Annotated in this window: 11 protein-coding genes; 4 read left to right on the top strand and 7 right to left on the bottom strand. The window is 47.0% G+C overall.

Annotated features, from left to right (window positions below; genetic code table 11):
• Positions 1–36: 36 nt before the first annotated feature.
• The 3 genes from GJQ68_RS18505 to GJQ68_RS18495 form a co-directional block, all read right to left on the bottom strand.
• Positions 37–1,038, bottom strand: a complete 1,002-nt coding sequence (locus GJQ68_RS18505; protein ID WP_202927972.1) for a Gfo/Idh/MocA family protein — start codon at positions 1,036–1,038, stop codon at positions 37–39.
• 504 nt (positions 1,039–1,542) lie between these two features.
• A complete protein-coding gene (locus GJQ68_RS18500; protein ID WP_162418764.1) occupies positions 1,543–2,265 on the bottom strand; it encodes an SDR family oxidoreductase in 723 nt (240 codons plus the stop codon).
• A 69-nt stretch (positions 2,266–2,334) separates the two neighbouring features.
• Positions 2,335–2,613 (bottom strand): YtxH domain-containing protein, encoded by a 279-nt coding sequence (locus GJQ68_RS18495; protein WP_162418763.1) that lies wholly within the window; start codon positions 2,611–2,613, stop codon positions 2,335–2,337.
• 255 nt (positions 2,614–2,868) lie between these two features.
• Between GJQ68_RS18495 and GJQ68_RS18490 the strand changes: the two genes are divergently transcribed.
• Both GJQ68_RS18490 and GJQ68_RS18485 read left to right on the top strand, forming a co-directional pair.
• Entirely contained in the window at positions 2,869–4,710 is a 1,842-nt protein-coding gene (locus GJQ68_RS18490) for an alkaline phosphatase (RefSeq protein WP_162418762.1), read from the top strand.
• A gap of 160 nt (positions 4,711–4,870) precedes the next feature.
• A complete protein-coding gene (locus GJQ68_RS18485; RefSeq protein ID WP_162418761.1) occupies positions 4,871–5,956 on the top strand; it encodes a lactonase family protein in 1,086 nt (361 codons plus the stop codon).
• A gap of 3 nt (positions 5,957–5,959) precedes the next feature.
• Here GJQ68_RS18485 and GJQ68_RS18480 read toward each other — a convergent pair whose 3' ends face one another.
• From GJQ68_RS18480 to GJQ68_RS18470, 3 genes are all read right to left on the bottom strand, one after another.
• Positions 5,960–8,176, bottom strand: a complete 2,217-nt coding sequence (locus GJQ68_RS18480) for a right-handed parallel beta-helix repeat-containing protein (protein WP_162418760.1) — start codon at positions 8,174–8,176, stop codon at positions 5,960–5,962.
• A 41-nt stretch (positions 8,177–8,217) separates the two neighbouring features.
• On the bottom strand, positions 8,218–9,351 hold the full coding sequence (locus GJQ68_RS18475) for a sialidase family protein (protein WP_235941779.1): 1,134 nt from the start codon (positions 9,349–9,351) through the stop codon (positions 8,218–8,220).
• A gap of 76 nt (positions 9,352–9,427) precedes the next feature.
• Positions 9,428–12,256, bottom strand: a complete 2,829-nt coding sequence (locus GJQ68_RS18470; RefSeq protein ID WP_162418759.1) for a M16 family metallopeptidase — start codon at positions 12,254–12,256, stop codon at positions 9,428–9,430.
• 200 nt (positions 12,257–12,456) lie between these two features.
• Between GJQ68_RS18470 and GJQ68_RS18465 the strand changes: the two genes are divergently transcribed.
• Positions 12,457–13,659 carry a DUF6807 domain-containing protein gene (locus GJQ68_RS18465; RefSeq protein WP_162418758.1) on the top strand — a complete coding sequence of 401 codons (1,203 nt, stop codon included), beginning with the start codon at positions 12,457–12,459 and terminating at the stop codon, positions 13,657–13,659.
• 31 nt (positions 13,660–13,690) lie between these two features.
• On the opposite strand, the gene GJQ68_RS18460 is transcribed toward GJQ68_RS18465, so the two are convergent.
• Positions 13,691–14,575, bottom strand: a complete 885-nt coding sequence (locus GJQ68_RS18460) for a LamG domain-containing protein (RefSeq protein WP_162418757.1) — start codon at positions 14,573–14,575, stop codon at positions 13,691–13,693.
• A 278-nt stretch (positions 14,576–14,853) separates the two neighbouring features.
• On the opposite strand from GJQ68_RS18460, the gene GJQ68_RS18455 reads away from it, so the two are divergent.
• A complete protein-coding gene (locus GJQ68_RS18455) occupies positions 14,854–16,434 on the top strand; it encodes a sulfatase family protein (protein ID WP_202927970.1) in 1,581 nt (526 codons plus the stop codon).
• Positions 16,435–16,445: the final 11 nt, after the last annotated feature.

Raw genomic sequence — 16,445 nt, 5'->3', positions numbered from 1 at the left:
CCCGATACTAAATCGGGAGAATCTTTGGGTATAAAATTAAATGCTGATTTGAGCGGCTTCTCTTCTGCCTTTGTCCAAAACGGCCTGCAGGGACACGGCCTGTCCGTTGATTTTCTTGCTTTCGTCGGCAGCTTGCATAAAGGCAAAGATTTCAATCGTTTCTTCCTCGGATACCGGTGCCTTCCCGGAATCAAAAAACGTCGCTATTTCCACCAAAAGTGGGCGGTAGCCTCCATAGGAGCCCATATCCATAATACCGTCTTCACCAAAGGCCCTTCCTCCGTAACCGCTTTTTCCGGAACGGGTGCCCCTGAAGGTGCCAATTCGGCCTCCGTCCCAGGTGCCCACCACTACATCTGCGCCGGGCGTAAACGTCCGCTGAACGGTTTCGCAACCGGTCCCCATAAGCGTATAGAGCGTTTCTACTCCGTGTATACCATACCAAAATAAATCGGGATGGGTAGGTTCCAGTTTTGCCGGGCTAAAGGCATCGGCTCCCATTACCTTTCCTATTTTTCCATTTCTGACGGCAACGGCGTTTTCCATATACCGCAGCGAGCTGCTGGAAAACACCGGCACCTTATATTTTTTTGCCGCTTCAAAAATGGCAATGGCATCCACCAGGGATGCCGAAATGGGTTTGTCTATAAAAACGGTTTTTCCGGATTTAAAGACTTCCAGGGCCTGCTCCAGGTGAAGCCTGCCGTCATTGGTCTCCAAAAGCACCACATCCACTTTGTCCAGAAGAGAGGAAATGGATTCGACGATTTCCACGCCCAAGGTTTGAATTTCCTCCGTATATCCCGGAATTCGTTCTACCGAGGAGGGTATATCTTTGCTGCCATGGGGATAGGCGGCCACCACTTTATAGCCTCCCAGGTCTGCTGCCGCATCCGTGGCATTAAAGGCCTTGGTAAAGGCGATGCTATGGGAGGTGTCCAGGCCGATAATGCCTACTCGCTTTTCGTTTCTGGGGCGAGCAAACGTAAAACCAGGTGCCAGGCTTATGCCCAGGCCTGCCAGTGCTGCCTTTTCCATAAAATTTCTTCTGTTTAGTGCTGAGTCCATAAATGATGTTGGAATGCGTTTACAAAATTATTGATTGGTTTCTGGATTATTATTAAGATTAATTACTGGTTAATGGGTCAATTTAACAAAAAAATTAAAAAAGTGCTCATGACTATTCCACGAACCGCAAAATTCCCTGCATCCCTGCATCCAGGACACCGTCTCTGACGACCTATGAACAGGTTAAAACCTTAAAAGTGATTTAATTAGCAGGTACTCCCTTTATCCTACGGGTAGCTGCAGATTTTCATGAACGGAAGCACCTTGCTGATGAACGTACTCAAAAAACCAAACAAAAAGAAAAGAGGCTGGCTCAAAAACAAGGTGAATAACGCAGTTGATGCTGACCCTTTTTTGCATTCGATGCCGCCTATGCTTTTTGCGGAATGGTACTGCTGGATTTTTTAAGCAAAAAAAACCGGTAGCTAAAAAAGTCTACCGGTAAATAAACGACCTGTTGCGGTGTAGGAAACCCTATTTTTTGGGAGGCATGCTGGGTCTTACCTCTATTTTACTGGGGAGCGTTCGAGGATCCAGGTTGAATAGTCCGACGACCATTTCGCCGATATCTTCTTTCTGGATTTTCCAGGCATCCTTTTCGTTTACTTCGTGATCGTTAAACCCCGTGGCCACTGACCCGGGCATGATGGTACTTACCCGCACCCCTTCCTGCCTCAGATCTAACATGATCGCCTGAGAGAAACCAGTCAAGCCAAACTTGCTAGCATTATAAGCCGATCCGCCTGCAAAGAAGTTGGTACCAGCCAGGCTGGATATGGTGAGGAAAAAGCCTCTGGTGGATTTTAAAGCATCCACGGATGCTTTTATCCCATAAAATACGCCCGTCAGATTCGTATCAACGGTTTCGTGCCACTTTTCGGGAGTCATCTCCTGAATCGATGCAAAGTGCCCCACACCTGCATTGGCAACAAAGTAATCTAACTTACCCCATTTTCTGAGTACATCCTGCACGCCTTTCTTTTGTGCGTCAAAGTCCCGAACATCCATTTCCAATGGAAGAACCTCTCCTTTGGTTTGGGCATTTTTGCGGATTTTTTCGGCTGCTTCTTCTGCTCGCTGAAGACTACGACTACTGATGGCTACATTCACCCCTTCAGCTGCCAGGGCTTCTGCTATACCGAAGCCAATTCCCGTATTGCCACCGGTTACGATGGCAGTTGTATTTTTTAATGACATAATTGCTACTTGTGGATTAAAATAAAAAAGGCCAATGAAAAATCATTGGCCCAAACAGTAAAGATTGTCTTATTTCGACTTTTCTTTGGCCTCAGCAAGAAGTTCTTTTCCCCTGGCTTTGGTTTCTTCAGCTACCGTAGCAATGTTCTTATTCATTTTGTCCATTTTCTCATTCATACCCTTGAGAAGGCCATCGATTTGACCATTGATGTCCTTCAAGTACGCTTCCCCTTTCTTGGTTAACTTTTTGCGAGTATCTTCGCCCTTCTCCGGAGCAATCAACAGACCTATTTGTACTCCTACTGCTACTCCTGCCAATGCGCTTAAAATAACTTTTGTTGAATTCATACTATCTGGTATTAATGGTTTAAATTATGAAAAACAAATCTTCATTTCAGAAGATATTCTATACTTAGGTTACAACAACATTTATACCAAAGTTCTGATTTTTCCAATTTTCTCTTCCATAATCCAATATTGAGTCCGATAACCGGCGGTTTTGTCAAAAAACATGGTAATTACCTTCAAAATTAACCCTAATTTAACCAATCGAAACGAAGGAAGTCGCCCGTTTGCGCTATTTTTGGAGAAATTAAAAAATGTATGAAATTATCGACCATTGCGTCTTTATTAACGATTGTTTGTTGCCTAATGGCTGGCTTCCCGGCCCCTTTGAGTGCCCAGGAAATCAACATTCACAGCCATAACGATTACTTGCAACAAGTCCCTTTTTGGGAGGCATATGCCAATGGGGCCGCTTCCATAGAAGCAGATGTGATCCTGCAACGTGACACCCTATTTGTGGCCCATGAAAAAGAGAGCATCCGACAAGGACATACCTTAACGAGCCTTTACCTGGAGCCCATTCTCCGGGCCAAACGGCTACAGCTTGGCAACCTGCATCCTTTTATTCTTTTGGTGGATTTTAAAACGGAAGCCTATGCTACCCTAAATCAACTTCTTACAGATTTGGAGCCCTATGGGGAGCTTTGGGAGGACCGGGAAAACCCGTTCGTGAAGATTGTAATTTCCGGCAACCGGCCAGAAAAAGAGGATTACCATCAGTATCCCTTTCCGATATTCTTTGATTACCAAAGCGTAGAAGCAACCGAAAACCTTCCCTTGGACAAAATAGAGTTATTTAGCCTAAGCTTTCGAAATTTTTCGAAATGGAACGGGAAAGGACGCCTTATTGATTCGGATATTGAGCAACTAAAGGAAGCCATAGATGTGGCACATAAACACGGAAAACCCTTTCGGTTTTGGGCCACCCCGGACAGTAAAACTGCCTGGAAAGCATTGCATGAACTTGGCGTCGATTATATCAATACCGATCATCCTGCCGCGGCGAAAAGCTATCTGTCCAGCCTTCAAAACAGATGGTACACCCATCCCACGCCACAGGAAGTATACCGGCCTACCTACGAATCAGACGGCACCGATCAAAAAGTCAGAAATGTCATTTTACTAATTGGCGACGGAAATGGGCTGGCCCAAATATCTGCGGCCATGTATGCCAACAATAATCAATTAACACTGACAAACTTAAAAAACCTGGGCTTGATCAAAACCCAGTCGGCCGACGATTTCACGACCGACTCTGCTGCAGCGGGTACTGCCCTGGCCTCTGGCAAAAGGGTGAAAAACCGAAGCATTGGCATGCTACCCGATGGCAGACCGGCAACAAATCTACCGGAGTACCTGGCGCCCTACGGATTTAACTCGGGAATTATCACTACGGATCATGTGACAGGGGCCACCCCGGCTGCCTTTTATGCCCATCAACCCGAGCGGGATCTGACCCGGAATATCGCTGAGGACCTGGCAAAAAGTCCGCTGTCCCTGTTTATCGGCGGAGGGAAATCGGACTTTCTGGTTGGCACCCCCCATGAACTCAAAAATCTGGAAAACGCTGGCTTTTTGCTAAGCGGCTCTTTAGAAGCATTGGCTTCTTATTCCGGGGATAAAACAGGTTATTTTGGATCCAATCAAGGCCTGCCAAAAATAAGTCAGGGGCGGAAGGATTTTCTCGCAAGAGCCACCAAAGCCGGAATCGAATTCCTTGATTCCAAAGAACAACCCTTTTTCTTAATGATCGAGAGTGCGTACATTGATTCCGGCGGACACGCCAACGAGGTAGGCACCGTTATTAAGGAAGGGATTGACTTTGATCAGGCTGTTGCGGAGGCACTTCGGTTTGCTGACAGGGATGGCCACACCCTGGTACTAATCACTGCGGATCATGAAACGGGGGGTGTCACCATCCCCCAGGGAAATGTAGCCGCAAATACCGTGGAACTGGAATTCTCCACAGAAGACCATACGGGATTGATGGTTCCTGTTTTTGCTTACGGACCTCATTCGCAGGAATTCAGAGGCGTGTATGAAAACACGGAAATTTTCAGTAAGCTACTAAAGGCTCTCCGCCTGGATCCAGCCAGATAAGGGTAGCCATCTCTTGGCCTGTTTCTGTTTTTAACGGAAATTATGCTATATTCAAAGAATGAACAGGCACCTATGTACACCTTCCCTTTATTTCAATTTAAGGAGAATCATTTTATTTCTTCTACTCATTATTCCGTTATTGCATTTTCCCCGAAAAACCATGGCTCAATCCACTAACGAAATCCTATACATAGGTACCTACAGCCAAAACGAAAGTAAAGGTATCTATGTGCTAAATTTTGACCGGTCCACCCTATCGGCCTCCATCCTACAAACTGTTCATGACAAAAAAAATCCGACTTTTTTGGCTCTGCACCCTTCGCAAAAATATTTGTACGCAGCCTACCGGGAGGGAAAAGACGCGGACGATCCCAATGGGACCATTAGTTCCTATGCAGTGGATCAGAACACCGGACGGCTTACGCTGATTAATCAGGTATCTTCTGCCGGAGCCAGCCCCTGCCATATCAGCGTGGACCCTACTGGGAAGGTAGTATTTGTTTCACATTACCAGGGAGGGAATTTATCTACGTTTAAGGTGGCCAGTTCCGGTGCTATCAGCAAGGCTGTTTCAGTCGTCCAGCATGAGGGAAGCAGTATTCACCCAAACCAAACCAAACCCCATATGCATTCCATGATTCCTTCCTTGGACAGCAAATGGGTATACGCATCGGACCTGGGCATTGACCAGATATTGAAATACGAAGTGAATCCCAAAAAAGGCAGCGTGAAAAAGGATCCAGAGATTTTTCCTGTGAAAGCAGGTTCCGGCCCGCGACATTTTGTCATCCACCCAGACCTTCCCTACGCGTACTCTGTAGAGGAACTGAGCAACACGGTGGGGATTTACACGGTTGAACCAAAAAGCGGGGACCTTTTATTATTGGACCGCGTCGAAATGCTTTCGCCGGAGATTCAATCGGATTACAATGCCGCTGCAGATATCCATCTCTCGGTAGATGGCAAGTGGCTATATGCCAGTAACCGGGGTCAGGATAACCTGGCCATCTACCAGGTAGACCAGGAAACCGGACTGCTAAAGCTAATAGGACATGTCCCTACCGGCGGTCAGCATCCGCGCAATTTTAAAGTGGATGAGAAGGGGGAGCTACTTCTGGTTGCGAATATGGAATCCGACAATGTCGTAATTTTCAGGATTCAGGACCAAACCGGCATCCCTGCGCCCACCGGAAAAAGCATCTCCATACCAAGGGCCGTCTTTATTGAGCAATTATTTTTAAAGTAACCGTTATTCCTCAGCTCCAAAGACGATGGGCTGGAAAGATTCTCTGGTCACAAAGCGTTTTTCTGTTCCTACCAACAGCCAATATCCCTCCTTTCGGTTACTTTGTAGATGCTGGTAGGTTTCCAAAAGTAGTTCCCCCTGCCAAAGGCCTTCCTTGTTAAATTGGGCGGTCTGAATGAGCGTGCCGTCTTTATCCTCCACTTGAATTACCGGCATATCCATCTTATTTCCCTGCCAAAGAACCTCAACAGGCATCATTACCCGATAAGAATGAGGCTGCTCCGTCATTAGGATCCCAAAGTCCATTTGGTGAAAAGTATTGCCTACAAAAGTTACCTCTTTGGCATAGCAGCTGTCGCAGGATTCCCAACCCATACGAAACGGTTGTAACGCTCCGGAACTGGTGTTGATAAAATGGTTAAAAGCCAATCTGGTATTTACCGTTCCCCCATACCGGCAGCCTATCCAGGCAGCAGGAACATTGGTGTAAACCGTATTGTCCCGAAATTCTCCTCCATACCCTGTTAGGCCTCCGCCAATGTAGAAAGCAGCCGCTTCGGAACGGGAAGAGGGAGTTGGGTGCTCCACGGTGATATGGTTTCCAAAAATGAAATTATCTCCGGCGCTGGCACTGTAAAATATGGCCCATGCCATCGGAGTGTACTCCGGATATTCCGGAAAGGAACGCCCGCGCACTTCGATGGTATTGTTATACACTTTATTACCAAAGGCACCCGTAGGCGACCCGGGGCTGTCGCGGTAGTCAGCAATTCGTATCGCAGCAGTGCTGAATTCCTCCTTCCCGTATTCAGTGGTAGGTGGTGAAGCTTCAATTTTAATTCGGTTATTGAATATTTCGATTCCCTTGTGACGAAAAATCTCTATTCCGGAACCCACCTCAGGGACAATGTCATTTTCATAAATCAGAGAGCTATCCCCCATGGCCATGATGCTGTAATGGTTGGTTACCAATTGTTGGTTGACGAAGGTATTATGATGGATGGAAGACTTTTTTCCCTTAAAAACCAGGCATCCTTGTCCGCCGTAAAACGCCGAATAGGCAACTTCAGACGCGTCCCTACCTCTCAGGTCCACGGCATAATGCTGGGAACCATGACGGTGAATCAATTGAGGATTGCTCACCTCAAACCGGCAATGACTGATGCTGGCCTGCGGAACGTCCACAGCCGTCGCATTGATTCCCTGGTTAATAATGGTCACGCTATCCAATATCAACTCAACATCTTCGGCCGTAGATTGGATACCCCAACTCATCACTCCACGGAATCCGGCTTTTATAGTGCCGTTTTTTATGGTAACTGTTCCCTTTCCACTCGCCTGAGGAACCTCTGACAGCGGGTTTCCGGTTTGAAAATCAGCTGTATAATCGTAAAAGGCCGCATGCTCGTTTTCATACAAATGATCGTAATGACCTTTGGGATGGGTCTTACCTACGATCGCTATACCCACGTCAAATGCCGGAAAAATACCGATTTCGTCTACCAGGCAGTCGGTTTCGGCCTTCACCCGGATCCGGTATTTCCCTGCGGGAAGCCCCTGAAGATGAGCCACTATAAAACCGCCACCCAAGCGAGGGCTTTTTTGAAAAACAGGGCTGCTTCTTTCTGGTCCGGACCCATAATCCGTCATCACTTCTACCACCTTCCCCTGTTCATCTTCCACAAATAAGCTGATTTTCATTTCATTGGCAAGATCCCCTCCCATATCCCTAAAAACCCTTCCCGTAATGCCACAGATCGCATAATAAGACCTATGGGCATAGGGTAAATCGATATAAGCAGATACAATTTCGTCTCCTTTTTGTAATCCGAGCAATTTCTCACCTACAAACGGTCGTGTTTTATTGGTTTCCAACAACGCTGCACCCGGTGCTTTCGAGAGATCCCAGCCTTCCAGCCCGCTTTCAAAGCCTCCGTTTTGCAGGCTATCATAGGTTCCGTCGGCAAACGTAATGGTATGGCCATTCAGGTCCAGCGTCAGGTCTTTTCCCAGAAAAAGGGCGCTCTTTTCAGCACGAATATCCCGGGTCAGTACATAGGTGCTGCCTTCTTTACCGAAATAGCCCGGGCCGTCAATTGGAATTACATCCGGATCTGGGGGTAAGGTTGGCAATTGTCCGAAAAGCAGCATTGGGGAAAACATTAAAACGGTTATCAAAAAACTCCATTTCAGCCATCTTGCCAGTCCAGACTTGTCCATTATCCTATTTGTTTGATTTGAAACCCGAAAAATTTCGCCCGTCAGTGAAAATCATCCAGGCTTAACCGGGCCAGGCTAATTTTTTCATACGGATGTTGATCTCCTTTTTCATAAAGGCAGAGGATTTCCCCATTTGGCAATCGGGCCAAAGCAGAATAAGCAGCAGGTCCGGTATGCAGGGTATTGGAACCCACCCAGTTTTTCCCACTATCCCTACTCAATTTTACCGTCATGTTTTCCCTTTTCGTGCTTGCGGGATTTGAGAACAAGACGACATCTCCCTCCGGATCCTTGGGCCAGGAATACCGGAGAAGTGCCGCCTGACAAACCGGATCTACCAATGTCACGGCTTCCACGGGATCCGACCAGGAATTTCCCCCATCCCTGCTGACCGATAAGGCCCGCCGGTTTTTTCCAAAATACGAACGCATGTTCATCAAAAGGCTGCCTTTCCCATCCGCCATTTCCACGACCTGGCATTCGTTCATTTTGGGTCTAATGGTTCCGCCCAGGTTCCAGCTTTTACCCTGATCGTCACTATAGATCACATGCGAACCGTATTCAAAGGGGCCTCCCCTGACATCCCCATTTGGATCATCGTAACTGTGATCCGATGGAATCACCAAACGGCCTTTATCGGGGCCATGTTGGATTTGAATGCCCATTCCCGGACCAGTGGCATACCAGCCCCATTCCGGGTTTTTGGTGCCAGGGGTAATGTCCCTTGGTTCCGTCCAGGTTTGGCCATGATCGGTGGATTTCATAACAAATACACGGCGGGTATCCTGACTCTTTTTTAGGATGATATCCCCTTCGTGGTCATCTCCCCTATTCCAGGTAAGCAGCAAGTGAATTTCTCCGGTGGTTTCATCCAGCACCGGGCTTGGGTTTCCACAGACATTTGATCCATCATCCCAGAGCACCATTTGTTCGGACCAGGTATGCCCCCCGTCCTCTGACCTTTTAAGCACAAGGTCAATGTCTCCGGTATCGCCACTTCCGGATTTTCTGCCTTCGGCAAAAGCCAGCAAAGTGCCATCTTGCGCCACCAGAAGGGACGGAATCCTATAGGTATGGTATCCATCCTCTCCACTTACAAACAGGGCTACTTCCTCCTGGTCTATTGTAGCAGGAACAGAGACCCCTTCTGCCAGCAGGAAGGGAAATAAACTCATAAAGTACGTTAAAAAGGGAATCAGCATAATTTTAAACTATTGGTTAACAGCGTATTGATTTGCTTCGGCAGCGCCTTTATATCTTGTCTTTTTCTTCCTGATAGTTGGCCGGATACCGAATGATTTTTAGTAAAAATTCTGTTTTTAGGAATTCATTAGCGAGCGCCTGAACCTGTGGTCCGGTGACACCCAACACCCGATCCGTTGCTCCCAGTACGGTATCCAAGGGCATATTGCCGCTGATGGCTGCGCTAATCTGTCCATGCCAGAAACCATTCCTTCGCAGATTTTCTTCCAGGGATATCCGTTTGGTTTCCCTTACTTTTTCCAAGTCCTCCGCTTCGGGACCATTGGTTTGAATTTTCTCGATTTCCTCCCAGACAGCGGCGGTCAACTCCGGGACAGATTCCGGGGCGCATGGAAAGTTGATCACAAAGCTAAATCGTTCATCCGGAACCTTGCTTAAGCTTCCTCTGGCACCGACACCATAGACCCCGCCAATTTGTTCGCGTAAGGATTCGATCAATTTAATGGTTAAAATTTCCCCCAGATAGGATAACTGCTGGGATTTTTCCAGGTCATAGGCGGTATCCCCATTAAAATACAGGATCACCTGACTTTTTTCGTCTACGCCGACTTTTATCAACTCCGTCTGTTCCTGCGGAGCTTTGATGCCTAAATCCCGGAATTGCTCTTTTCCGTCTACAAGATTTCCGGGTAAACTTCCCAGGTATCGCTCGACCATGGGGATTACCAGGTCTAAATCTATATTACCGGTAAACAAAACCTCAAAATCGGCCACATTGGCAAAACGTTCGGTGAAAATCTCCAAACTTCTTTCCAGGTCAATGGAATCCAATTTTTCAGGGGAAAAAATCCCCATCCCCCTGGGATTTCCGTTACTGATTATTTCATTGACCCGCTTATTAAACTGAAAATCAGGATTAACCTGCGCACTTTCCAGTTGATTTTTTTGATTGGCAAGAAATACCTCCCAAAGCTCTAAATCTACTCTGGGGGCTGTAAAATAAAGATGAATAAGCTGCAAGGCCAACTCCAGATCCTCCGGAGAAGTACTCCCGGATATGTTTTCGGAATACCTGCCAATGTTCGGCGTTACCTGAACGTTTTTTCCTGCCAGCACCTTTCTCAAATCGGAGGGAGAAAAATCTCCTACTCCCATGACGTTTACAGCTGTTCCCGCGTAGCTGGCATGGATATGGTCTTTGTCCGGATATAGGGAAGTGCCCCCTTTGCTGGACCCGGTAAACAGGATTTCATCGTTTTTAAAATCGGTGGGTTTGAAATGGACTTTAAGTCCATTGTCCATTTCGATAACCGTGATGCCGACCTCTTCCACTTCCTGCACCTTCACCACCTTGCCCGATTCGGGTATGGCCAGCATTAACTCTTCCCTCAGTTCCTTTTCCTGGTAGGGACTGGTCTCCATTTCTTTTGCTTCATTAAGCGCGTCCGCCAGTTCGGATTCTGTTGGCAAAGATTCCTTGTCCTTTTCCGGTGCGGTGACCACCACGACGATGTTATTATCCCGAACCAACTTATCGACCATGGCATTCACTTCATCCAGGGTGATTTCGGGGATTACTTCCTGGTAAAAACGATTTCGGTGAGCCGGATTATCGGCAAAGGATTCGTTTAGAAAGTGGGAAACATACCGCCCTACCAGCGAACGGGACTCCGCTTTATCCATTTCCTTAAAGGATCGTTCTGCGCTATTTAAAAGCGAACGCTTCACGCGTTCCAGTTCCCCTTCTGTATATCCATGCTGGACGGCTCTCCTGTTTTCTTCCAGAAAGGAACGCAACCCTTCCCGGGTTTTGCCCGGACCCACCACGCCGGAGGTAGTAAAAAACTCCAGCCCTTTCACTAATTTGCCATACCTGGCACCTGCAAAAATAAAAGGCGCATCGGGCTTTTGCCTGATTTCATCCAGCCGCTGCGTGAGCATGCCACCCACCATGGTTCTCAGAATCCGGCCTTTATAGTCATCGTAAGTCTCGGTAGCTACCGGTTGGTGTTTGTAGTACAATTGCACCTGAATACCGGGGGCTTCTTCATCGGTAATGATTTTCACAAAATTCTCCTCGTGTTCCGGCACTTCATAATACACCCGCTCGGGTGCCTGCACGGGATTTTCAAGGTCTCCAAAATAGTCTTTAATCAGGGCTTCTACTTTTTCGGGTGCCACATCCCCCACTGCTACTACTCCCATCAGTTCCGGACGGTACCAATCCCTGTAAAAATCCCGGATCACTCCTTCCTCCGCCTCCCGGATGATGTCCATATCGCCAATAGGCAATCTATTTGCATAGCGGCTTTCGTGTAACAAAACGGGCAAATAAGCATCTCTCATCCGCTGATCTACTCCCTGACCTGTACGCCATTCCTCCACTACTATTCCTCGTTCCGCATCAATGTCTTCTGAATTCAGCAACAGCCCTCCTGCCCAATCGCGCATCACCTGAAACCCATTTTGTATTTTCTCTTCGTCATCGGTAGGAATGGGCAGTATGTACACCGTTTCATCAAAACTGGTATAGGCATTCAGATCACTTCCAAATGCCACACCAATGGATTGTAAATAACTGATAAGTTCGTTTTTTTCGAAATGCTCCGATCCGTTGAAAGCCATGTGTTCCACAAAATGAGCGAGGCCCAGTTGGTCTTCCCGTTCCTGCATGGAACCTGCTTTGATCGCCAGCCGAAGCTCCAGTTTGTTTTCTGGTTTGGGGTTTTGCTGGATATAGTACTGCATACCATTGTCCAACTGCCCTGTTTTCACCCTGGAATCCAAAGGGACCTTATCCGTAGGGGCAAATTGACCATAAGAAAGGCCGACAGAAAAACAAAACCAAAGGGCTAGGAACTGAAATTTTTCCTTCATAAGAAATTGAAAACGATAATAGACGATATTAAGACGAACAATATGGTGAATAAAAAGCCAAATTGAAAAATATTACGGTTAAAATGGCATGGCCCTACATTTGTTTGGCTGCCATTTCAAAATTTTAGCGCGGCAAATTGGAATTCCACTTTCCCCTTACGATCTTACCATTGGATTCTGTCTTTCAACTCATATAATCTATGTTAAAAGCTTATTTTTACATCAGTGTACTTTTATTTGCTCAAATGGGCTGCTCTTCCTCGCCTATTATGAGCGTCGTATTGGATGCGGGAGAAGTGGATCGAAAAAACAGCCCCCTATTAATCCCCTTAAACAAGGATTTGCCGGCTGGAAGTGACTATGAACTGGTGAATGAAAAAAGCGGAAAGGCCTATCCGGCGCAGGTGTTGGCATCGGGAGAACTGTTGGTCATCATTGACGAGATGCCAGCCGGAACGACCGGCGATTTTGGATTGCGGCAGGCCAAGGGAACGGTTTCTAACCGGGTATCCGTAAACCAATCCGAAGAAGGAGTGGAATTGGCAGTGAACGAACAACCGGTTTTATTTTACCAGACGGCTACCGCCATGCCCTATGAAGGGCTTCCCGAATATTACAAACGAAGCGGGATGATCCACCCGCTCTATAGTCCGGAAGGCCAGGTCCTGACAGATGCCTTCCCGGTGGGCCATACCCACCAGCATGCTGTCTTCAACGCCTGGGTAAATACGCAGTTCAAGGGAGAAAAAGTAGATTTCTGGAATCAGCACCAAGAAACCGGAACCGTGGAGCATGTGGAATTGGTGCATGTGGAAGAGGGGGTTAATGCCGCTTTATTCGAAAGTCTGCTAAGTCATATTAGTCTGAAGCACGGCGAAGTACTAGCCGAAACCTGGAAAGTAATGGTTTACCCCACTTCCGATTATTACCTGTTTGACCTGATGTCAGAGCAAACCAACACCAGCAGTGATACCTTGTTTATTTTGGATTACCACTATGGGGGCATGGGGTTTCGGGGCTCCAAAGAATGGAATTCCGTGGACTCGGTTCATTATACCAACACCTGGAACATCTTAACTTCGGAAGGCTATACCGGAGAAAACGCCAACCACACCCATGCGTCCTGGGTAACGGCCTTCGGAGTGGTGGAAGGTGAGACCGCCGGGGCTACCGTGTTTGGTTATCCGGACAATTTCCGATACCCGCAAGCCATACGCGTTCATCCCACCATGCCTTATTGGGTCTACGCTCCCATGGTCGATGGCGAATTTACCATCGCTCCGGGAGAAACGTTTAAAAGCAGCTTTCGGTATTACGTACATCAGGGAGAACCCAACGAAAACGTTATTGAAAGCATCCAAAATGATTTATTGAATCCCATTCAGGTTGAAATCATTGAATGAAACTCAATAGGAATGACTAGGTCTTCAAAACTTAAGGGGTAGCCGTTTGATTCATCGTCAGCCGGTTAATTTCCTGCAACTCTCCTTCGTCCAGAACCCGGTCAAAAACGGCAAGGCCCCCAATAAGGCCGTTGAAAAAATTCCCCATGCCCCGCTGCAATACCACTGCCCCAACGGTGAAATCCGAACCATTATTCCCTAACCCATCCGGAAAATAATAGGGATTTTTGGAATGCACCAAACCGTTGGGAACTCCGGGAAAACCCTGGGTATTTTTTATAGGCTCTGGCGCTCTTTCCTTAAACTCCCCATCCAGATAGGATTTAATATACGTACCATCATAAGTAAAAGCGATAAAATGCCATTTTCCTCGGGTCAGTTCCTGTTTGCTGGCCGAGTAGTCACAGCTATACGGAAAGGGAGGAGTGGGACCCCCGCTGGCTGATACATGACCGCATACCTGATTGCCCCCGTTGTAATGGGGGAGGTCGACAAAAAGTCCGTATTGTCTTTTCCCTCCGTCTGTAAATTCATTCCACATACCTCCTACAAAACCGGTTTTACCGAACCATTTCACCCAGGCCATGACCGTAATTTCCTGTCCTTTTCCGTGAATATTGAGCGCACCTGTCTTCTCGAAAGGAAGTGCCAAAAAAGCATTTTTCTCAAAATGGGAGGAAAAACCGGAGAGCGGCCCCTCCTCCATTCGCGCGATCGGGCCGTTCCTTTCATTGAGGGGAAAGTCTCCCTTCCCTACCGCTTTCCTGGGCATTCCAGCAGGCTCTTTAAAATCCCAAAGTGCCACCAATCCCCTTTTTGCAGTCAACACCTGCATGGGGTCCTGTCTGCCAAACCCTATCTGGGCCAGCATAAAAAATAGAAATACAGGAAGCTGATAAACTGTTGACTTAACCATTTCCTTTCACAATTAAAGCCTTTGAAGCAGCATTTTGGGTAATTACATTTTTTGTAAATGCAAGATTACGAAACCATTCTATCCGGAACACCCATTGCATTCCTGGCGAAACAGTACCCTAAAAGAACTTCCATTTTTTATAAAAAACAACCCCTTCGGTAAACAACGTTGGGTTTTGCTGCGAACAAATTTCTTTGTGCGCGGAAATGTGTTTATATTGTTTCCGTTATCGTTTGCATTACATTTAAAATTCAACCCCTATTATTTATTAGAATCGTATGATGAGAAAAGTCAATTCCTTACCCTTAAAAACCCTGATCTTTATTTTGTTTGTTAGCCTTGCCATGGTTGCCTGCTCCGAAAAAGAAACAGCCGAAACCACCGCATCCGGTCCTCCCAATATTGTATTTATTTTTTCCGATGACCATGCCTTTCAGGCCATTAGTGCCTATGAGGATCGCTTTTCCCAACTTGCTCCCACTCCCAATATTGATCGAATTGCCAACAGGGGGATGCGCTTTGACAGGGCCTATGTGACGAACTCCATCTGTGCGCCTTCCAGGGCCACGATTTTAACCGGGGCACACAGCCATGTAAACGGCCACCGGACCAATGGCGATATCTTTGACGGAGAACAAATCACCTTCCCCAAGGTACTGAGGGAAAATGGTTATACCACCGCTCTGATTGGAAAATGGCATTTGCGCTCCAAACCCACGGGTTTTGACCATTGGGAAATCCTTCCGGGGCAGGGCCATTATTACAATCCCGATTTTATTTCCGACTCCGACACTGGAGCAGTAGAGGGCTATGTCACCGACCTGATCACTGACAAATCCCTGGCATGGCTGGAGGCCAATAAAGACAATGGCAAACCCTTTATGTTGATGCTCCAGCACAAGGCGCCCCATCGGGAATGGGAAAAAGGACCGGATCATCTGGAACTGTACGAAGACGTAGCATTTCCAGAGCCTTCCAACCTTTTTGATGATTACGAGACCCGGGGAACCGCCGCAAAAGAGCAGGACATGACCATTCGGGAAACCATGCAGTTAGATTCCGATTTGAAGTTATGGACGGAAGAAAACAAGAACAAAGGCAGTTTTAACCGTACCTACGGTCGCATGAATGAGGAGCAGCGAGCCGCCTGGGATGCTGTTTACGATCCCATTATTCAGGAATTTAAGGAGAAGGATCTTGAGGGAGAAGCATTGGTCCGCTGGAAATACCAGCGATACATGCGCGATTACCTGGCCACCATCCGTTCCGTCGATGATAATGTGGGCAGGGTACTGGATTATTTGGAGGAAAACGGGCTGGATGAAAACACCCTGATTGTGTATACCTCAGACCAGGGTTTTTACCTGGGAGAGCATGGATGGTTTGACAAGCGCTTTATGTACGAGGAATCCTTTCGAACGCCGCTATTAATGCAATGGCAGGGCAAAATTCCAGCAGGAACGGTCAACGAAGACCTGGTTTCCAACCTGGATTTCGCGCAGACGTTTTTGGATATAGCTGACATTGAAGCTCCTGATCGGATGCAGGGCAGAAGTCTGCTTCCCTTAATGACCGGAAATACGCCAGAAAACTGGAGGGATTATTTGTATTATCATTATTATGAATTCCCTGCCGTACATAGCGTGAATAAACACGAAGGCATTACAGGAGAAAGGTTCAAACTCATGCATTTCTACGAACTGGACGAGTGGGAAATGTACGATCTTCAGGAAGACCCCATGGAAATGAACAATATTTACAATCATCCTGAGTACGATTCCATACAAAGTCATCTGACTGACCGCTTTAAGCGAATAAAACGGCAATATGGAGTCATCCATCCTAAAAGTGATTATTAACCAAACAAAAC

The organism is Cyclobacterium roseum (assembly GCF_010119225.1).
Taxonomy (GTDB): Bacteria; Bacteroidota; Bacteroidia; order Cytophagales; family Cyclobacteriaceae; genus Cyclobacterium; species Cyclobacterium roseum.
This window is presented reverse-complemented; position numbering and strand designations above follow the sequence as displayed.